This window comes from Bacillus sp. D7-8, from assembly GCF_052055895.1.
GTDB classification, from domain to species: domain Bacteria; phylum Bacillota; class Bacilli; order Bacillales; family Bacillaceae; genus Bacillus; species Bacillus velezensis.
The window spans coordinates 1758940-1779434 of record NZ_CP179922.1; the positions used below are offsets into that span (position 1 = coordinate 1758940).

A 20495-nucleotide genomic window follows, 5' to 3' on the forward strand; every position below is an offset into this window, starting at 1 on the left:
GACGGCTTTGCAAAACACTGAAGATCTTCTTTACAAACTATTGGCAGGCCAGCTGAAATCTGTCGGATTTTTTACGGAAAACGAAACGCAGCCTGTCATGCAGGGGTTTTACGGCAGGTGGCTGGAAGAAAGCATCTCCATCTTGGTACAAAAAGGCTTTTTGAAACAGTCAGGCAGTACGTATGTGTTAACAGATCCGATAGAGCGTGCGGACGTTCTGTGGCAAGAATGGGATGAAAAGAAAGCTCCTTTACTCAAGGACAGCAGCAAACAGGCGATGATCACCTTAGTGGAGACCGCTCTCAGAGCTTTGCCGGATATTTTATCCGGCAGAGTTTCTGCCACTGATGTTCTGTTTCCTGATTCCTCAATGGAATTGGTTGAAGGAATCTATAAAAACAATGAAACGGCAGACTACTTTAATGAGGTGCTCGCTGACACATTGACGGCTTTCATTGAAGAACGCCTGAAAGAAGACCCGAACGCGGAAATCCGGATATTAGAGATCGGAGCGGGGACGGGCGGGACGAGTGCGGCTGTTTTCAAAAGATTAAAAGAGTACAAACATCATGTGAAAGAATATTGCTACACCGATCTGTCAAAGGCCTTTTTCATGCATGCTGAAAAAAAATACGGTCCCGACAATCCGTATTTGACTTATAAGCGGTTTAATGTGGAAGAGCCCCCGGCTTTGCAGGGTATAGAGGCGGGCGCATATGACGCGGTAATTGCGGCAAATGTGCTTCACGCGACAAAAAATATTCGGCGGACACTTCGCAATGCCAAAGCGGTGCTTAAAAAGAATGGGATTTTGCTATTAAATGAGATAAGCAGCCATTCGGTTTATTCTCACCTGACATTCGGCCTTTTGGAAGGCTGGTGGCTGTATGAAGACGCCAAACTGCGCATTCCCGGATGCCCGGGGCTGTATCCTGAAGCGTGGCAGTCTGCGCTGGAAAGCGAGGGATATCGGTACGTTACATTTATGGCGGAATCGTCACATCACCTCGGCCAGCAGATCGTGGCGGCAGAAAGCGACGGTGTTATCAGGCAAAAGCAGCCGGACGCGCAGGCGGTTGAAGAAACTGCGGCTTCCAAAGAGCCGGCTGATTTCACAGAACCGTCTTTCTCAGTCACAGACCGGACCGTGCAATTCATAAAAGAAACGTTAGCCAAGTCCATAAAGCTTGCTCCCGAGCGCATTCAGCCGGAAACCAGCTTTGAAAAATACGGCATCGACTCCATTTTGCAGGTGAATTTTATCCGCGAACTGGAAACATTGACGGGCGAGCTGCCGAAAACGGTCTTATTTGAACACACGAATACGAAAGAACTTGCCGAGTATTTGCTGGAAAATTACCCGGATAAGCTGCAACAGGCATTCGGAGCCGAACAAGTTCCTCCTGAAACGGAGCATCCGGAACCTGCAATGAATGAACCGGTGCCGCTTGTCACGGAAACGCGGCGGTTTATCACTGAACCAAAAGCGCCAAAGCCGGAAACAGAAACCGTCACCGTTAATCGTTCTGATCGTGACGACATTGCCATTATCGGCATCAGCGGCCGCTATCCCGAGTCTGAAACCCTCGATGAGCTGTGGGAGCATTTAAAAGCCGGAGACAGCTGTATTACGGAAGCTCCGGAAAACAGATGGAAATCCGGTCTTCTGAAAACAATGGCAAAAGAAACACGAAAAGAAGAACGCAAAACACGGTACGGCGGATTTCTGCAGCATATTGACGCTTTTGACCATCACTTGTTTGACATCCGGGAAGACCATGTGATGGAGATGACGCCTGAGCTCCGTCTAAGCCTTGAAACTGTATGGGAAACATTTGAAAACGGAGGCTACTCGTTAGAAAGAGTAACCGAATGGCAGGAATCAGACAGCGGCATCGGTGTATTTATGGGCAGTATGTACAATCAATATTTCTGGAATATCCCGTCATTGGAAAAAGCTGCGCTCAGCTCTAACGGAGGGGATTGGCATATCGCCAACCGCATTTCCCACTTTTTCAATTTAACGGGCCCGAGCATGGGCGTTACGACCGCATGCTCCAGCTCACTGAGCGCCATTCATCTCGCCTGTGAAAGCCTGAAGCTTAACAGCTGTTCCATGGCGATTGCCGGAGGGGTCAATCTCACGCTTGAACCGTCTAAATATGATGCGCTCGAACGGGCGAATTTGCTTGAACAGGGAAGTGAAAGCAAAAGCTTCGGAACCGGCACGGGCCTGATGCCGGGAGAAGGAGTCGGGGCGGTGCTCTTGAAGCCGCTCTCCAAAGCGCTTGCCGACAAAGACCATATTTACGGGGTCATTAAAAGCAGCGCGTTGTGCCATAGCGGCGGAAGGCAGATGTACACGGCTCCGGATCCGAAACAGCAGGCGAAGCTCATGGCGGCTTCCATCGACAAGGCCGGAATCAATCCGGAAACAATCAGTTATGTTGAATCAGCGGCAAACGGCTCAGTATTGGGAGACCCGATTGAGGTCATTGCCCTGACAAATGCGTTCGCGCAATATACTGATAAAAAACGTTTTTGCGCGCTTGGATCCGTCAAGTCAAATCTCGGTCATTTAGAGGCGGCTTCCGGCATGTCCCAGCTCGCGAAAGTGCTGCTGCAAATGGAGCGGGAAACATTAGTCCCGACGATTAATGCAAAACCGCAAAATCCGAATATCAACCTTGAACAAACGGCTTTTTACCTGCAGGAAAAAACCGAGTATTGGGAGCGTATGAGGGATGCCGAAACGGGGGACATCATCCCGCGGAGAAGCATGATTAATTCCTTCGGGGCAGGCGGAGCATATGCAAATCTCATCGTAGAAGAATATATCAGCCCAAATTCCGATCAGGCCCGTCACGGCGATGAGGAATATATTTTCCCTGTGTCAGCGAAAACAAAATGGAGTTTTGAAGCCTATCTTGACAGACTGACGGCCTTTTTAGAAAAGACGCCACCTCTTCATCCGGCCGCCATCGCATCCGCGTTGCAAAAAAGAACGCATCATTCGAAGTATCGGGCGGCATTTACGGCTGCTTCCGTTCAGGAACTGCTGGAAAAGCTGGCCGCTTACCGCATGGATCAGCGGAATCTCAATTTCTCTGAATCTGATATTGGCCGGCGTGCGCGGCAATGGGAAAAAGGAGAGAATATCGCGTTTGATCAGTTGCAGCAAGAGCACGCCGTTCATCTGCCGGCCTACGCTTTTGACCACGGGACTTCTTTTCAATTCGGTGAATCAGAAAACGCTGCCGGCGTTCAGGCGGTATACAGTGATGACGACCCATACGTGAAAGGGCATCAATTCAGCGGAGAACCAGTACTCGTCGGCGCTACATATAACAGTCTGGCAGTCGATCATTTTTGTGATCTTTTTCCTGAAGCGGAAGGAGGACAAATTAAAAAACTGAATTACGCGAGCCCCATTACCGTAAAAAAAGGCGATCGCATCGAGCTGAAAACAGAATCGAAACAAAACGGGGATGGATTTGAACTGAGCATAATGCACCGCAGCCGCACGTCTCCTGATTGGAGCATAGCGGCGTATGCCGAGTGCAGCCCGTATCCGTTTCAAAAGCAGCACGCGGATCTGGCGGCCATTCAGCGCTCTTACCGGGAAGTGGGCCGGATAGATGAGTTATACGGAGACGGAACGGGAACTGTCGTGTGGGGAGAAGAATTTAAAACGATCACCCGCCTGTACAAAGGCTCTGATGCCGTTTTAGCGAAAGTGAACCTGAACAATAGCGACTCACAACAAGCGCATCATTATGCCGTAAATCCGTTAATCGCCAACAGTGCTTACTTGGCCTCGCTTTCTTTATTGGACCAAACGGAGGCGGAAAGCTATCTGCCGTTCGGCATTAATTCCGTCACCTTCAGCAGCCCGGAAGATCTTACCGATTGCTGGCTGCACATCAAGCTGGCCAAACAAACGGGGGAAATGATTCTGATTAACGCAGATGTCATCAGCAGGCGATCGGAAGTGGTGATGCGTTTTGAAGGCTATGCCCTGAAACGGTTCCGCCCGAAAACCGAACAGATGAATCAGCCGGCCCGAACGGCTGTTAAGAATGCAGGAGCACCGATTTCTGCCGGCAGTCTGACAGATGATATCCGCAGCTATGTCCTTGGCAAGCTCGCCAAGACGATGGATGAACCCGCGCCATCTCTCCGTTCTGACGCGAATATCATGGAATTGGGACTTGATTCAGTGAGCCTGATCGGGCTGACAAAAGAGATCGGCCAAGAGGCGGACATCGATGTGAATCCAACATTGTTTTTCGAGTATCCGACCGCGGAGGAGCTGACCCGCCACTTCGCGTCAGCATATGAGAGCAAGTTTTCTCAATTGCTTGCCGATCATAAGCATTCAGAAGAGGCCAGGGTCACGGAAACAGAAGAGCGCACTTTACCGAGGAAACAGCATCCGCCTTGTGATAACGCCGATGTCAAGCAAGGAATCGCGATTATCGGTATGTCAGCTCAGTTTCCGCAATCCCCGGATATCCAGTCTTTTTGGGAGCACATCGTAAACGGGGATCACTGTATTACCGAAATTCCGGCGGACCGCTGGGACTGGCGCCGTTACGCCGGTGATGAGAATGACACGAGTCTCAGATGGGGCGGTTTTATTGACGGTGTCGGCGAATTTGACCCGCTCTTTTTCGGAATTTCCCCTAAAGAGGCATCACAAATGGGGCCGGAGCAATTTCTGCTTTTGATGCATACATGGAAGGCAATGGAGGATGCGGGCCTGACAAATAAGGCGTTATCAAGCAGACCGACAGGCGTTTTCGTTGCCGCGGGCAACAGCGATCCGAACAATGGAACAGCCATCCCGTCCATCATTCCGAACAGAATATCATATGCCTTGAATTTACAAGGACCGAGTGAATATTACGAGGCTGCCTGCACGTCAACGCTGGTGGCATTGCACAGGGCGGTTCAATCAATCCGTCATAACGAATGTGAGCAGGCTGTCGTGGGCGCCGCCAATATTCTGCAGTCGCCGAAGGGTTTTATCGGTTTTGATTCAATGGGGTATTTAAGCAAAAACGGCCGGGCGAAATCGTTCCAAAAAGATGCCGATGGCTTTGTCAGAAGCGAAGGGGCGGGCGTTATCATCATCAAACCGCTTGAGGCGGCAATTGAAGACGGCGATCATATTCACATGGTCATTAAAGGAACAGGAGTGTCTCACGGCGGTAAAGGCATGTCGCTTCACGCACCGAATCCGGCGGGAATGAAGGCCGCGATGAAAAAAGCGTACGAAGACACCGATGTTGATCCGCAAACTGTCACTTATATTGAAGCGCACGGCATTGCCTCTGAAATGGCAGATGCGCTGGAGTTTAATGCAATCAAAGCGGGTTACGGCGAGTCTGCAAATCAAGAGGAAAGCGCGCCTTGTTATATCAGCACCGTGAAACCTTGCATCGGGCACGGCGAACTCGCTTCCGGACTGGCCGCCCTTATAAAAGTGGCGATGGCCATGAAGCATCATACCATCCCGGGCATTCCCAGATTTACAGCTGCAAATGAGCAAATGGCCATTCAGAAAAGCCGCTTCCGTTTCACCGAAGACAATCAGGAATGGACACAGCTCACCGACCATACGGGCAGACCGATCCCGCGCCGGGCCGCAATTAACAGCTATGGCTTCGGCGGCATGAATGCGCATGTCGTCTTGGAACAGTACAGCTCGAGCCATAAAGACAAAGAATCTGTGCATGAACCGCAGCTTATCGTGCTTTCTGCTAAGAGCGAAGGGCGTCTTAAGGCGGCCGCAGGTCAGCTGGCTGATTTTGTGCAAACTGGAGATACTCCGTCATTGCGGGATATTGCTTATACGCTTCAGACCGGCCGTGAGGCGATGAACGGCCGCCTGGCACTCGTTGCCCGCAATCAAGATGAATTGCTGGAAAAACTGAAAGAGTACAGAGCATTTTCCGAAGAAAGCAATGGAATGAAAAGCTTCTTTACAGGCAGTCAGCAGACTGGATCAGGAGATATCGGCATTTTACTGGAAGGGACTCTCGGTACAGTCGTCACGGAGACGCTGTTGGCTGAAAACAATCTCGAAAAACTTGCATTTTGCTGGGTGAAAGGTGCGGATATACCGTGGGACAGACTCCACCAAGGCAAATCTGTTAAAAGAGTGCCGCTTCCGACATATCCTTTTGAAAACCATAAGTATTGGAAAGGCGGTCAGCCAGAAGACATCAGCCTTGCACCGGTTTCACAGGACCCTCAGCTCTGCCGCGAGAGCGCAGCTGACATTGTGGCTGACATTCTGGGGATGAAGGCAGCGGAAATTGATCAAAATAAGCCGCTGACTGAATACGGCTTCGATTCAATCTCCTCTATTCAGCTGTTGAAAAAACTTGAGGACGGAGACAGCCGCATCAGTCTGGAGGCTCTTCAGAAATGCAGCACTCTTCAGGAGATCGGCATGCTGTTAAAAACGAACCAACCACAGGAGACGGGCCGGAATTTTCCCGAACTCGTCAAGCTGAATGAAAGAGAAAAAGGCCGTCCTGTTTTTTGGTTTCACGGCGGAACGGGAGGCGTGGAAGCATACCAGCCATTCGCCAAAAAGAGTCAGCGACCTTTTTACGGCATCCAGGCAAGAGGTTTGACAGGGAAAGAGCCGCTGCAAGGAATCGAAGAGACGGCCGCTTCTTATAAGAGAATCATCCAAGCGGTACAGCCGAAAGGCCCTTATGATCTCGGCGGATATTCCTTGGGCGGAATGCTTGCATATGAAACCGCGCGCCTCTTGCAGGAGGAAGGTCATACGGTAAAAAGCGCCGTCATGATCGACACTCCGTACAGTGAAAAATGGAAAGAAAGAAAACCATCTGTTAAGTCAGTCATGCTGCAAACGATCAATACGATGCTTACAGCATATCTTAAGCCTGAAAACCTTGAAGAGGCATTAATCAGCAGAGAAGACATTACCGTCCAGGCTGAGGAAGAAGAAGTATTGAAAGAATTGATCGGCCTTGCCAAAAAGCGCGGTCTGCCAAAATCCGAAGAAGCGATCCGGATGCAGCTGGAGCAAATGATGAAGACGCAGCTCGCTTACGGAATGGAAGAGTATGACATGAAGCCGCTGCCTCATCCGGAAGCGCTGCAATGCTACTACTTCCGTAATAAAAGCGGTTTGTTCCTCGGAGATCTTGAACGTTATCTGACGGCAGAGGAAGAACAAATTCCGTTAGACCATGATGCGTATTGGAAAGAATGGGAACACCAGATGAAACAGTTTCACCTGCTGGACGTCCACTCTTCCAATCATGTCACGATGCTGTCGGAACCGAAGCCGCAAAACGCCATTAAGGCATTCTGCGAAAAACTGTACGCAAACAAAGGAACGATCAGCGCAAATTTCCTTAAATCTTTCAGAAAAAAGCTGGACGAAACAAATGAGTTGGTAAAACGGTAATAGAGAACGGCCGGAGCAATCCGGCCGCTTTTTTATCTATATAGAACTAAATTAACTATGTACTAAATCTTCAATGTGATATTGATTTCTGTTTATAAGACATTAAAAAAACCCCCGATAAACAGGGGGGGCGATATTAAAATCTGACAGGCAATGTTTCAAGCCCTCTCAAAAACACATTTTTTCTCCATGTTACATCCTCGGCCGCGCCTTTCAGCTCTATATTCGGAAACCGTTTTAAAAGCGCAGTAAAGGCAATGGATGCTTCCATCCGGGCGAGCGGAGCCCCGAGACAAAAATGAATGCCGAATCCAAAAGAGATATGACGGTTCGGTGTTCTCGCTATATTTAATGTATCAGGATCATCAAAATATTCCGGGTCCCGATTGGCTGAACCGATGCCGATAAATATCATATCGCCTTTTTTAATAGAAACATCTTTATAAGTGAAATCTTCAATCGCCCATCGATTTGCCATCATGATGACGGGAGAGGTATAACGCAAAAGCTCTTCGACCGCCGTCTGAATATTTTCCGGCTGCCGCTTTATCTTCTCCATCTGGTCTTTGTGCAGAAGAAGCGCCAGGGTGCCGGAGCCGAGAAGGTTAACCGTTGTTTCAAGCCCGGCAACGACTAACAAAAACAGCATGGAATACAGCTCTGATTCACTCAGTTTTTGGCCGTCCTCTTCAGCGTAAATAAGCTTGCTCGTCAGGTCTTCACCCGGATGTTTTCTTTTTTCTTCGATCAGTGTTTTCATATATTGTTTAAATTCTTTGAGAGCCTGGTTGGTCGCATCTTGTCCGCTTTCTGACGTGTCGACCATTGCGTTTGTCCACACTTGAAATTTGGCGCGGTCCTCTTTCGGAATCCCGAGCAGTTCGGAAATGACGATAAACGGAAGCGGTGCGGCGAAATCTCTCATGATATCAGGGTCTGCTTTTGTTTCCATTTCATCCAGCAGCTCTTCTGTGATCTGCTCTATCCCGGTGCGAAGCTGCTCAATCATCCGGGGAGTGAACCCCTGATGCACCAAAGATCGAAGTCGTGAATGATCCGGGGGGTCTTTTGCCAGCATATGCTCTGAGACAAAATCGATATCTTCACTGACATTCAGCTTCGCGATCAGCTCCTTCGGCATGACCCGTTTTACATCTCTCGTAATTCTGCCGTCTTTCAAAAACGCCATACAATCATCATAACGCGTGATGAGCCAAGCCGGAAAGGTGCCTCCAAAACGCTGCAGTTCGAATTTATGTATGGGGTCCTGCTCTCTGAATCTGCTTAAAACCGCAAAAGGGTTTTCGTGAAACTCGGGTGAGTGTGGGTGAAACATTGTTTTTTCCATCTGGATTTCCCCGCCTTCATGTTTTTGAAACGACATAACAAACAGCCGGTGCCTGCCGACCGGACGGCATTCCTCCTTTTATCTGCCGAAGACACTGATCACAACGGCTCATAAGTATGTCTAAAATATATAAGGAAACAGAAGCCGGTTCAATAGACAAATCGTAAAGACGCCATTTTCGTTGATTATCAACAAAACAGCAAACTTTTTTTGCCATTTCATCATGTGTGTTAAATCCGGCTAATATACATATTTACGCTTCATATCAACTTCTTAAGGAGGATGTGAATGAATGCGTTTATGAAATGGGCGGCAAGTCTGCTTTTGGTGATCTCTCTTCAGTTCGGCTTTACGGGCGCCGGCATCCATTCGGACAGTGCTGCTCGTGCCGCATCCCGATACGATCAGGTGCTGTATTTCCCGCTGTCAAAATATCCGGAGACGGGAAATCATATAAAAGACGCCATTTCGGCAGGTCATTCTGAGATTTGTACAATTGATCGGGGCGGAGCGGAAAATAGAAGGAAAGAATCATTGAAAGGAATTCCGACAAAGCCCGGGTTTGACCGTGATGAATGGCCCATGGCAGTCTGCACAGAAGGCGGGGCGGGGGCTGATATCAGATATGTAACCCCGTCGGATAACCGCGGGGCCGGTTCATGGGTTGGAAATCAAATGAGCGGATATTCCGACGGCACGAGAGTATTATTTATCGTTCAGTAGCTTCTCCGGTTCGCCGGAGTTTTTTTATGCTCTGAAAAAGCGGCACGCCGGCTGGACATATGAAATGGCAAAGAGTAAACTTATATGTTGGAATCAGCATGAGAAAGGATTGGATCACATTGACAGTGACTACATACCGAAATATTGCACTTTTACTTCTTTGTTTAACAGCGGGAATTGTGGATGTGATCGGTTATTTAAGCCTGGGACATATCTTTACCGCCAATATGACGGGGAACATCGTTCTGTTCGGCCTGGCGGTCGGCAACTCATGGCACCTTGCCGTACTCAAATCGTTAACCTCGTTAATCGGATTTATTGCCGGCGTTATTGCCGCGGCCCTGCTTGTAGGCAATAAAAAGAAATCATTCTGGCCCCCTGCGGTAACTGCCGCTTTAGCTATTGAAGGAGCTGCTTTGCTGCTGTTTGCTTTGTTCTCCTGCTTTTTTGCAGATGCCATTTCTGTTTATGTGCTGATTATGCTGCTCAGCTTCGCAATGGGAATGCAGACGACAGCCGCGAGAAAACTTGGTGTAGCGGGGATTTCCACGACCGTATTAACGGGAACGCTCGCTAATTTTTTTGAAGATCTCACCGCAAGGTTTTACAAAGCGGACAAGCGGAAGCAGTTTACGAGAGATGCTGTATTGCGCGCGCTTGCCTTGGTGCTGTATTGCTTTGGGGCGGTTATAGGCGCTTTTGCCGAACCGGATTATAAGTTTGCCGTGATCTGGCTCCCGATTATCATTATTTTAGGCATTATGCTTTGCGCATTCACGATGTTCCACGGATATTCTGAAGAAAAAAACCAATAAAAAAACGCCGCTGATTCAGGGCGTTTTTTCTTTTTATTGCTCTTTCCGGGTCCCGATTGTATAAACGGCCCGATCTGTATGTACCTTTAATCCGTCTTGCTCCTTTTGGATGGTAATGTCGCCTAGCAGAGGGATTTCATACGCATCTTGGGGAAGCGGGACATTTCCTTCCTCCGTATAGGTTGTGCCGTGCCCTTTTAAGACGAGTTCTTCGTCCGCTACATAGTCATCGGGATGGTTTGTCCGGCGGACGAGAACATCATCAAGGTGAAGCATGATCTGATCCATATCAGAAATCTCGTTTCGGCTGTCTGTCAGCTCTCCTTTTCTGATATCAAGCGTTTGTCCGATCTGTTTTTGCAGCCATTCAGACAATTCGGTGTTTGTAAGTGCCATTGTGATTCCTCCTTTTATCTACACCATACTTATTCCCTATTTTTTTAGAAATACACTGCCTTGCATTGATCTTTTTTTCTGACAGCCGGTTCTGAAGCGTTCCGAGTTCCTTCATTATAAATGTTTCATCTGTTCACCTGAAAAACGGAGTCATCTGCCGGTGCAGACGACCCCGTTCTCATGATAAAAAGGTTACTCTTTCGGCACGGCGTTTTCAGCGTTTACTGCGCCCGCTCCGTAAATGTTCGGATCTTCATTTGTCCATTGATCCGGACTTTGTTTGATCAGTGTTTTCACTTCGTCAGGCGAAAGCTGCGGGTTCTGCTGAAGGATTAAGGCGGCAATGCCCGCACAGATCGGAGTGGCCATGGACGTGCCCGACAGACTGAAATACAAGGAGCCTACACGGTTTGATTTCTGTAATTTGTCAAGATATGAACGCGGAGAACGGAGAGATACGATATCGACCCCGGGCGCAAGAATGTCAGGCTTCTCTTTTCCGTACACCGTCGGGCCGCGGCTTGAGAAAGAAGCGACCGTATCGTCTTCATTGCCGGCCGTATCATTGTCATCATAGGCGCCTACTGTGATGACCTTCTCGCTGACACCGGGGCTTGAAATCGTTTGAGCTTCCGGACCGGAGTTGCCCGCGGCGACGCAGACGACGATTCCTTCATTCCATGCCTTTTCAACGGCCTTGACGAGCGGGTCGTCCGTTTCTTTATCATATCTGAGCGCATCTCCGCCCAGTGACATGCTGATGATTCTGATCGGATTCTTTGTGTGTTCTTTATTATATTGTATGCACCATTCCACACCTTCAATGATATCAGCCAAGGTTCCTGATCCTGATTTGTTTAATACCTTGACTCCGATCAGATCGGCTTCCGGCGCCGGCCCCTGATATTTACCGGAAGATGAAGCGCCGCTGCTTGCGATATCACCGGCGCAATGGGTGCCGTGTCCGTTGTCATCATACGGTTCTGTCTTTTGGTTGACAAAGTCCGCAAATCCGATAACTCTGCCTTCTAAATCGGGATGCTGATAGATTCCGGTATCAATAACGGCGACGGTTACGCCTTTTCCTGTTAATACGGTGCCGTTACGGGTCACTTCTTTTGCATGAGACGATTCAGCTGCCGTATCAAGGAGCGCTTTTACTTCACGGTTTAAATAGATTTTACGGATATCCCGGCATTGCGAAAGAAGCATGTGAAGGGCGGACGGAGTGACTTCGGCGCTGCAGCAATTGATTGTTTGAAACTGCTTTTTTATGGTGCAGCGTTTTTCTTTTGATAAGACCTGTCCTGTGCTGTGAAAACCGGATTCATGGCAGCCCTCTTCAAATTCAATGATGACTGACATTTTCTTTCTGTTTTTCACCTTTTTTTCGAAAAACTTGTGCAAAAAGCAAGGTGTCCATTTGAAAGGTTTATATAACTGTAATACGTTTTCTCTGAGCGGCCAGTCCAGCTTATGAGCATTTGACCGCACCATTTGTACCATTGAGTAACCAAACATATATACTTTTCCTCCCATTCTGGCGATTCTCTCTATACCATATGAACAGGCCGTATGTTCGGTCAGTTTGTTTGTCCTTCAGGAGCGCTGGTTACTTGCGGCTTTTTCAGGAGAAGAAATCGAGTTGGGATGGAACTTTTGTTCGTTTATAATGAAGCCGGCGGAAGGAGGTATATACATGAACATAATATTGAGACATTCCTTGGAAAAACAGCTTCCGATTGATATTATATATATGAAAAAAGACGGCTCCATTTCAAAACGGACCATTATGATAAAAAAAGGGGATGAGCGGGCTGTAACGGCATTTTGCTGTACAAAAAGGCAGATGAGAACTTTTTTGACTGGCTCCATTCTGTCCTGTGCATTTGCTTCGGGAGGCGGATATTCATTTTTAAAAGCGTATTCTTGATGCCGTCCGTTTCCGGCCGTGAATCTCCCGCCCCTGAAAATTCGGGCGTTCCTCCCTTTTTTTTTGCCCTCTCTCAACCTTTTTTCACTGATGCCCGGCATTTGAGCGCTTGAACCGTGACAATCCATTGATTTTTCGAAACCGGGAAGTTTTTCACTGATGATAATGTTAATAGAATGTTAAGATAAGACCTATTGACAAAAATCCATATAATGAACATGTCATTTTTCAGAAAGGAGCAAAGAAGGAGAGCTGATGAAAAGAATTTTACTTAATGTCATCATTATCGTAGCAATGGTCTTACTAATAAGATGTGCTCATTATGCGTCAGACCCTGATCCCTCGAATTCTTCTGATACATACACAGATTTTAAAGATTTGGCTGAACATGAAGACCCCGATGATTATCATATATCGTACAATAAGCGAAAGGGGAGCCCCGTATTGATCATGTCGCCGCACGGAGGGAGAATTGAGGGCGGGGTGAGCGAGATCGTCCGCTCTTTCAGAGATGATTACTCAACCTATCTGTTTGAGGGATTAAAAACGCATGATAACCAGACTCTTCATATTACGAGCACCAGGTTCGATGAGCCTTCAGCAGTCGAAAGCATTAAGCAGCACCATTATGTTATCGCAGTTCACGGTTATAAGGGCGACGAGAAAAATACTCTTGTCGGAGGAAGCGACCGGAAGCGGGCGAAAAAATTGGTGAGAGCTCTCGAACGAAACGGATTTTCTGCAGAATTGGCAACCACAAAAACCGGTCTGGCCGGGGTTGACACCGAAAATATCAATAACCAGGCGCAAACCGGGCTGAGCATACAGCTTGAGATCAGCAGAGAACAGCGGGAAGCGTTTTTTGATAATTTTGATTACCGCGAAAGGGAATTCACAAAAACGGAGGAATTTTACCGGTTTGTCCGTACGATAAAAAGAGTGATCAATCAAGAGTATTCGTAAGCTTAAAAAAAGACAAACGAGTGAAAGATGAGTAAACTGAAAAAAAGGAGGTTTGTCCCTTGGCAAAACATCACTTTTATTTAAAGGCAAATTGGCCCGGAAATCGCAATGACGTCGGCGATATTAAAAGCGGCCGGCTGGAAACGGCTGTGTCCATTCCTAAGGAAATGGACGGACCCGGAGAAGGCACAAATCCTGATGAAATGCTGCTTGGAGCGGCCGCGACCTGTTATATTATAACGCTTGCGGCGATGATGGAAAGAAGCGGCCTGGATAAAGAAGATCTACATATGGAATCTGAAGGAATTGTAGACGTCACGAACGGTGTGTTCACGTACCAGAAAATCATTCACCGCCCGTTTATATTATTAAAGCCGGATGCAGCCGAAACGGACTTTACGCTCGCCAGGAAGTTAGCGCATAAAGCAGAGTCCTCATGTATGATTTCACGAGCGGTCCAAGGAAACGTGGAGATGGAGCTTGAGGTTGAAGTAAAAGCTGCCCGCGCTTGACGAGTTCAAACGGTCAGCTCCGGGCCGTTTGATTTTTTTTAGCTTTTTGAGACTTGGAACGGTTCAGCAGGATGACGCCCGTGATGACCAAAACAAGCCCGATCATCATTTTGACTGTCATGGCCTCCTTAAAAACAAAAAAGCCGACAATTGCCGTTAAAGCGGTGCCGACACCTGACCATGTCGCGTATGCGGCGGATAAATCAAGGCTTTTCAATGAGAAGCTCAAAAACATAAAAGAGGCTCCGATTCCGGCAATGACGCCGAGAGCGGGCCACAGGTGCGTAAAACCGTCCGACAGCTTCAGCATCGTGCTCCCGAACACTTCTGATACAATGGCTAATGCCAAGCAAAGTAATCCTTTCATCAGCATGCCTCTCCTTTCTACCAATTCATCAAAATGACACCGGCCAATAAGAAAAAGAGTCCGATGACGGCCTGCTTGTCCAGTTTTTCATGAAACCATTTCGCTCCGATAATGGATGCGAGCACCGTTCCGGCTCCGCTCCATGTTGCATAGGATAAGCTGAGCGGAATGAGATTCAGTGTCAGTGAAAGCATATAAAAGGCCAATGAATAGCCTGCCACTACAAGCGCGCTCGGCAAAAACCGCGTAAATCCGCGGGAGACCTTCAGCATGGCCGCGCCGATTGACTCTGATAAAATAGCAATTGTGAGGAAGATATAACCCAGAATCATATCAAATCCCCCTCTCATCATAATCCTTATGCCTTTTGTTTAAAGGCAGTAAAATAAAATAATATCCGAACTTTGCCCGCCAAGTCAAGACATTAGGCCTATATAAAAAGGCCCCCGGGGAGGAGCCTTTTTGATTCGTCAATAGTAATACGGATAACCTCCGTACGGATAGCCGTAGCCGTAACCCCCGTACAGGTACGGATTGAATAAAGCGCTTCCGACCAGACCTCCGACAAGCCCTCCGGCAAACGGTCCGCCGAAAAATCCAAACGGCCGTCCGAATCCATAGCCAAACCAAGGCCGGCCAAATCCAAAACCCGGCCGCCCAAAGCCGAATCCGAATCCGGGACGCCCGAACCCGAAGCCCGGCCGTCCGAACCCAAATCCGGGCCGTCCAAACGGTCTCATATCACTATCTGCAACATATGCGTATTCTTCATTCATAATTTAGGTACCTCCAAGAATAAATTTGAGATGATAACAGAGTATTCAGCCTACCACTTTTTGATTGGGCGTTTATCAAAAAAATAAAGGAGTGAGCTTTTGTGGGCCTGTATCAGTCCGATTGGTCAAAAAAACCTCCGCACACACACGCATACCGGGCGGTTACGGATGTAGTGCAGGGGCATTACCATTTGATCGAAGGCTTTTCGCAGCCGGAGAACGGCAGCAATACAGATCAGCATACACATTTCTATACGGGCATCACCTCGTTTGAAAACGGCCATTTTCATAGGTATTACGGCATTTCCGGCCCTGCCATCCCGAGGGTTGACGGAACACATTACCATGAGCTTTCAGAGACCACCTTTGCCGCCTACAATGAGCCGATTCAGATCCAGCACGGCGGCGTCGTTTACGATCCGCGGGAGGAAGGACGGAAAACGCACCGCCATACACTCAAAGGAAAAACGAGAGAGGTTGTCGGAAACGAGCCGATCGGGTGGTAGCGGACGTTTAGCGCTCAGGAAAAAGGGCAAAATGGATAGGTGCCTGAAGAAATGAATGCTATAATTAGGGGGAGATTTATAAAAGAGAGTGATACATATTGAAAAATAAAAAACAGCCTGTCGTCATACTTGTCGGACCGACGGCAGTCGGAAAAACAAAACTAAGCATCGGACTCGCGAAAATGCTGAATGCGGAAATCATCAGCGGAGATTCCATGCAGGTATATAAAGGGATGGACATCGGAACGGCCAAAGTCACCGAAGAAGAGACAGAAGGCGTGCCGCATCACCTGATTGATATTTTGGAGCCGTCCGACACTTTTTCAACGGCGGATTATCAGAAAATGGTAAGGGGAAAAATCACCGAGATTGCCGATAGAGGAAAGCTGCCGATGATTGTCGGGGGGACGGGTCTGTACATTCAGTCCGTGCTGTATGACTATACGTTCACGGAAAACTCCGGCGACCCTGTATTCCGGGAGCGCATGGAGAAACTGGCGGCTGAAGAAGGGGCGGAAGCGCTTCATGCCAAGCTTGCGGCAGCCGACCCGGAAGCGGCGGCGGCCATTCATCAAAACAATACGCGAAGAGTCATCCGCGCGCTCGAAATCTTGCATGTATCGGGAAAAACAATGTCAGAGCATCTTAAAACCCAAAAACGGGAGCTGCTTTACAATGCGGTTCTTATCGGTCTTACAATGGACAGAGAAGTGCTGTACGGCCGGATTAACGAGCGCGTTGACCTGATGCTGGAAACCGGCCTTCTTGACGAAGTAAAGCGGCTGTATGATATGAATATACGGGACAGCCAATCGATTCAGGCGATCGGCTATAAAGAGCTGTATGAATATCTTGATGGTAAAGTCCCGCTCCCTCAGGCTGTGGAACAATTAAAACAAAATTCTAGGCGATATGCGAAACGCCAGCTGACCTGGTTTCGCAATAAAATGCCCGTTTCATGGACAGATATGACGCCGCCTGTTGATATTGAGCAGAAAAAAAAGGAAATTTTCGAGTGCATAGCAGGAAAACTGGAAATTTAATCGAAACAGTATTGTATTGAGAACCAAGGAGGACGAAACATGAAACCGATTAATATTCAAGATCAGTTTTTGAATCAAATCCGAAAAGACAATACGTTCGTCACGGTGTTTTTACTCAACGGCTTCCAGCTTCGCGGCCAGGTAAAAGGCTTTGACAACTTTACCGTTTTGCTCGAAACGGAGGGGAAGCAGCAGCTTATTTATAAACATGCCATCTCCACGTTCGCCCCGCAAAAAAACGTCCAGCTTGAGCTTGAATAGACTTTTTGAAAAAGACCATGAACAATGGTCTTTTTCTATGCGCATCTCTGTATATTGCAGGCTGTATATCGGAATCATAAAAGGGGGTTCGGAAAATCGTGTTCGAAAGTGAAAATGAACTGAGAAGAATCAGGATTACGCTCGTTTGGATCGCTGTTTTTTTGCTGTTTGGAGCTTGCAGCAATCATGAGACGGTGGTGACGGATGATGACGGCGGCTCAACGGATGCCGAACCGCAGACAGAAGGCATGGTGCAGCTGGAACATAATCGGTTCGGCATCGTCGAGGACGGTTACTTAAAAATATACCGCTATGATGAAAAAACGAATAAAATCGAACTGAAAAAAGAAACGGCGCTGGATGAGCTTGAATAAATTTCACAAGCGTTCGAATTTACAAAGCGGGCCGCACAAGCTACACTAAGTACTGACATTGATCATGCAGAGGGTGAGACGATTGAAACACAAGGTGATAATCAACCATTGGGAAGAAACCTGTGAAGATGATTCCTGCTATGAATATGGAACCAGCATCATCGTTGACGGCAAAGAACTGATCAGAGAGGCTTCCATCACAAGCGCTCTGAAAGCCGTACTGAAAGAAATCGGTGCTGATGTGGAGATTGAAGAAACCGTTGAAAGCGAAAAAAAATGTGATTCTTACAAAAAATAAGAATAAAAGTCTAGACTACTAAGCAGTTTTTTTTCATGTTATGATAGACATCGGCTTACACATGACACCTTGAGTAGGATGAGAGATGATTCTCGTTCTGCTCTCTTTTTTGGGCGTTAATCGGGCCAGAGCCAAAGTCCGCTCTTTCAAAAATATGAATTTTTTATAAATCGATCTCAATATGTTGTGTTTTTCTGAGAGGTTAGTATACTATATATAGTGTTAAGAGATTCATTATTTTTGATAGGTCGTGATAAGGATGGTTCAAATCATATTTGATTCAAAGACAGGGAATGTTCAGCGTTTTGTGAATAAAACAGACTTTCAGCTGATCCGCAAGGTGGACGAAACGGACCACGTGGACACTCCGTTTGTTTTGGTCACCTACACGACAAACTTCGGTCAGGTACCGGCATCAACACAATCATTTCTCGAAAAATACGCCCATCTCTTATTAGGAGTCGCTGCGAGCGGCAACAAAGTATGGGGCGATAACTTTGCAAAAAGCGCCGATACCATTTCAAGACAATATCAGGTGCCGATCTTGCACAAATTTGAACTCAGCGGCACATCTAAAGACGTTGAATTGTTTACTCAGGAGGTAGAAAGAGTTGTCACAAAATCAAGTGCCAAAATGGATCCAGTTAAATAACGAAATCATGATCCAACAAGATGGAAAATTCCAGTTTGATAAAGATAAAGAGGCTGTACATAGCTATTTTGTTGACTATATCAATCAAAACACAGTTTACTTTCACGATTTAAAAGAGAAGCTGGATTATTTGATTGAAAACCAATACTACGAAGAGGAATTCTTAAGCCTTTACTCTTTTGAAGACATTAAAGAAGTGTTTAAGACAGCTTACGCAAAGAAGTTTCGTTTTCCTTCCTTCATGAGTGCGTTTAAATTTTATAATGACTATGCTTTGAAAACGAATGACAAGAAAAGAATCCTCGAGCGTTATGAGGACCGAATCTCAATCGTCGCGCTGTTCTTCGCAAACGGCGACACTGAGAAAGCAAAAGAATATGTAAACCTGATGATCAACCAGGAATATCAGCCGAGTACACCGACATTTTTGAATGCCGGCAGAAAACGCCGCGGAGAACTGGTGAGCTGCTTCTTGCTCGAAGTCAATGATTCCTTAAACGATATTTCACGGGCGATCGATATTTCCATGCAGCTGTCTAAATTGGGCGGCGGGGTTTCTCTTAATCTGTCCAAGCTTCGCGCGAAAGGCGAAGCGATTAAAGATGTTGAAAACGCCACAAAAGGTGTTGTAGGCGTCATGAAGCTTCTTGATAATGCGTTCCGTTACGCTGACCAAATGGGCCAAAGACAAGGCTCAGGCGCGGCGTATTTAAATATTTTCCACCGCGATATCAATGATTTTCTTGATACGAAAAAGATTTCTGCGGATGAAGATGTGCGCGTCAAAACGCTTTCTATCGGTGTCGTCATTCCGGATAAGTTCGTTGAGCTTGCACGTGAGGATAAAGCGGCTTATGTATTCTATCCGCATACGATTTATAAAGAATACGGCCAGCATATGGACGAAATGGACATGACGGCGATGTATGAAGAGCTTGTCGACAACCCTCGTGTCAAAAAAGAAAAAGTGAATGCGCGCAAATTGCTTGAAAAGCTTGCCGTTCTCCGTTCTGAGTCAGGTTATCCGTACATTATGTTCCAGGACAACGTAAACAAAGAGCACGCGAATAACCACGTATCAAAAGTGAAATTCTCGAACCTTTGCTCTGAAGTGCTTCAGGCGTCACAAGTTTCGGCTTACACAGATTATGATGAAGAAGACGAAATCGGCTTGGACATTTCCTGCAACCTTGGTTCATTAAATATTTTGAATGTCATGAAACATAAATCGATTGAGCGCACGGTGAAACTCGCGACGGATTCCCTGACTCATGTATCTGAGACGACGGATATCCGCAACGCGCCGGCAGTCAGACGCGCGAACAAAGCGATGAAGTCGATCGGTTTAGGCGCCATGAACCTTCACGGCTACCTGGCCCAAAACGGCATCGCGTATGAAAGCCCGGAAGCAAGAGATTTCGCGAATACGTTCTTTATGATGGTGAACTTTTATTCCATCCAGCGTTCAGCTGAGCTTGCGAAAGAAAAAGGCGAAACGTTTGAGCATTATGAAGGCTCCACTTATGCAACGGGAGAATATTTCAATAAATACATCGAAAAAGAGTTCTCACCGGCATACGAAAAAATCGCTGCGCTCTTTGAAGGCATGCACATTCCGACAATCGAAGACTGGAAAGAGTTGAAGGCGTTTGTCGCTGAAAACGGCATGTACCACAGCTACAGACTGTGCATCGCGCCGACAGGTTCCATTTCCTACGTCCAATCCAGCACGGCGTCCGTTATGCCGATCATGGAACGGATCGAAGAAAGAACATACGGAAATTCAAAAACGTATTACCCGATGCCGGGGTTAGCGTCTAATAACTGGTTCTTCTACAAAGAAGCTTATGATATGGACATGTTCAAAGTGGTGGATATGATCGCGACAATCCAGCAGCATATCGATCAGGGAATCAGCTTTACCCTGTTTTTGAAAGATACGATGACAACTCGTGATCTGAACCGTATTGATCTGTATGCCCACCATAGAGGCATCAAAACCATTTACTATGCAAGAACGAAAGATACCGGGCAGGACAGCTGTCTTTCTTGTGTCGTTTGATTAAAGGAGA

General features: G+C 47.2%; 19 protein-coding genes. 13 read left to right on the top strand and 6 right to left on the bottom strand.

Features of this window, described 5'->3' with window-relative positions:
• The first annotated feature begins 7 nt into the window (after positions 1-7).
• Positions 8-7456 carry a beta-ketoacyl synthase N-terminal-like domain-containing protein gene (locus ACKTRM_RS08640; RefSeq protein WP_012117599.1) on the top strand — a complete coding sequence of 2483 codons (7449 nt, stop codon included), beginning with the start codon at positions 8-10 and terminating at the stop codon, positions 7454-7456.
• Between the two features lie 136 nt (positions 7457-7592).
• Here the strand turns inward: ACKTRM_RS08640 and ACKTRM_RS08645 are convergent, their stop codons facing one another.
• The gene (locus ACKTRM_RS08645) at positions 7593-8804 is read right to left on the bottom strand and encodes a cytochrome P450 family protein (protein ID WP_012117600.1); all 1212 of its coding nucleotides are present in this window, start codon (positions 8802-8804) and stop codon (positions 7593-7595) included.
• Positions 8805-9092: 288 nt separating this feature from the next.
• On the opposite strand from ACKTRM_RS08645, the gene ACKTRM_RS08650 reads away from it, so the two are divergent.
• Positions 9093-9527, top strand: coding sequence for a NucA/NucB deoxyribonuclease domain-containing protein (locus tag ACKTRM_RS08650; RefSeq protein WP_012117601.1), 435 nt, complete (start codon positions 9093-9095; stop codon positions 9525-9527).
• Between the two features lie 59 nt (positions 9528-9586).
• On the top strand, positions 9587-10342 hold the full coding sequence (locus ACKTRM_RS08655) for a YoaK family protein (RefSeq protein ID WP_023356903.1): 756 nt from the start codon (positions 9587-9589) through the stop codon (positions 10340-10342).
• 33 nt (positions 10343-10375) lie between these two features.
• Here the strand turns inward: ACKTRM_RS08655 and ACKTRM_RS08660 are convergent, their stop codons facing one another.
• Positions 10376-10738 carry a hypothetical protein gene (locus tag ACKTRM_RS08660; protein WP_007410383.1) on the bottom strand — a complete coding sequence of 121 codons (363 nt, stop codon included), beginning with the start codon at positions 10736-10738 and terminating at the stop codon, positions 10376-10378.
• A 192-nt stretch (positions 10739-10930) separates the two neighbouring features.
• Entirely contained in the window at positions 10931-12259 is a 1329-nt protein-coding gene (locus tag ACKTRM_RS08665) for a S8 family peptidase (RefSeq protein WP_012117603.1), read from the bottom strand.
• 178 nt (positions 12260-12437) lie between these two features.
• On the opposite strand from ACKTRM_RS08665, the gene ACKTRM_RS08670 reads away from it, so the two are divergent.
• From ACKTRM_RS08670 to ACKTRM_RS08680, 3 genes are all read left to right on the top strand, one after another.
• Positions 12438-12671, top strand: coding sequence for a hypothetical protein (locus ACKTRM_RS08670; protein ID WP_015239897.1), 234 nt, complete (start codon positions 12438-12440; stop codon positions 12669-12671).
• Between the two features lie 255 nt (positions 12672-12926).
• Positions 12927-13634, top strand: a complete 708-nt coding sequence (locus ACKTRM_RS08675) for a poly-gamma-glutamate hydrolase family protein (protein WP_012117604.1) — start codon at positions 12927-12929, stop codon at positions 13632-13634.
• Between the two features lie 59 nt (positions 13635-13693).
• Positions 13694-14146, top strand: a complete 453-nt coding sequence (locus tag ACKTRM_RS08680; RefSeq protein WP_012117605.1) for an OsmC family protein — start codon at positions 13694-13696, stop codon at positions 14144-14146.
• A gap of 13 nt (positions 14147-14159) precedes the next feature.
• On the opposite strand, the gene erbB is transcribed toward ACKTRM_RS08680, so the two are convergent.
• From erbB to ACKTRM_RS08695, 3 genes are all read right to left on the bottom strand, one after another.
• The gene (gene erbB / locus ACKTRM_RS08685) at positions 14160-14513 is read right to left on the bottom strand and encodes an SMR family multidrug efflux transporter EbrB (RefSeq protein ID WP_007410379.1); all 354 of its coding nucleotides are present in this window, start codon (positions 14511-14513) and stop codon (positions 14160-14162) included.
• A gap of 17 nt (positions 14514-14530) precedes the next feature.
• Complete coding sequence (erbA, locus tag ACKTRM_RS08690; RefSeq protein ID WP_007410378.1) at positions 14531-14845, bottom strand: SMR family multidrug efflux transporter EbrA; 315 nt, start codon at positions 14843-14845, stop codon at positions 14531-14533.
• 138 nt (positions 14846-14983) lie between these two features.
• Positions 14984-15289, bottom strand: a complete 306-nt coding sequence (locus ACKTRM_RS08695; protein ID WP_023356905.1) for a hypothetical protein — start codon at positions 15287-15289, stop codon at positions 14984-14986.
• Positions 15290-15390: 101 nt separating this feature from the next.
• Here ACKTRM_RS08695 and ACKTRM_RS08700 point away from each other — a divergent pair, with 101 nt between their 5' ends.
• The 7 genes from ACKTRM_RS08700 to nrdE all read left to right on the top strand — a co-directional run bounded on the left by ACKTRM_RS08700 (position 15391) and on the right by nrdE (position 20485).
• The gene (locus tag ACKTRM_RS08700; RefSeq protein WP_012117606.1) at positions 15391-15795 is read left to right on the top strand and encodes a YmaF family protein; all 405 of its coding nucleotides are present in this window, start codon (positions 15391-15393) and stop codon (positions 15793-15795) included.
• Positions 15796-15893: 98 nt separating this feature from the next.
• A complete protein-coding gene (gene miaA / locus ACKTRM_RS08705; RefSeq protein ID WP_007410375.1) occupies positions 15894-16838 on the top strand; it encodes a tRNA (adenosine(37)-N6)-dimethylallyltransferase MiaA in 945 nt (314 codons plus the stop codon).
• A 39-nt stretch (positions 16839-16877) separates the two neighbouring features.
• Positions 16878-17099: an RNA chaperone Hfq gene (gene hfq, locus ACKTRM_RS08710; protein ID WP_003154064.1), complete on the top strand. Its 222-nt coding sequence runs from the start codon at positions 16878-16880 to the stop codon at positions 17097-17099.
• Positions 17100-17197: 98 nt separating this feature from the next.
• The gene (locus ACKTRM_RS08715; RefSeq protein WP_012117607.1) at positions 17198-17473 is read left to right on the top strand and encodes a YmzC family protein; all 276 of its coding nucleotides are present in this window, start codon (positions 17198-17200) and stop codon (positions 17471-17473) included.
• Between the two features lie 82 nt (positions 17474-17555).
• Positions 17556-17771, top strand: coding sequence for a hypothetical protein (locus ACKTRM_RS08720; protein ID WP_003154062.1), 216 nt, complete (start codon positions 17556-17558; stop codon positions 17769-17771).
• Positions 17772-18030: 259 nt separating this feature from the next.
• Positions 18031-18423, top strand: a complete 393-nt coding sequence (gene nrdI, locus ACKTRM_RS08725; protein WP_003154061.1) for a class Ib ribonucleoside-diphosphate reductase assembly flavoprotein NrdI — start codon at positions 18031-18033, stop codon at positions 18421-18423.
• Positions 18383-20485 (top strand): class 1b ribonucleoside-diphosphate reductase subunit alpha, encoded by a 2103-nt coding sequence (gene nrdE / locus ACKTRM_RS08730; protein ID WP_007611605.1) that lies wholly within the window; start codon positions 18383-18385, stop codon positions 20483-20485. Before nrdI ends, nrdE begins: the two co-directional genes overlap by 41 nt.
• The last annotated feature ends 10 nt before the right edge of the window (positions 20486-20495 follow it).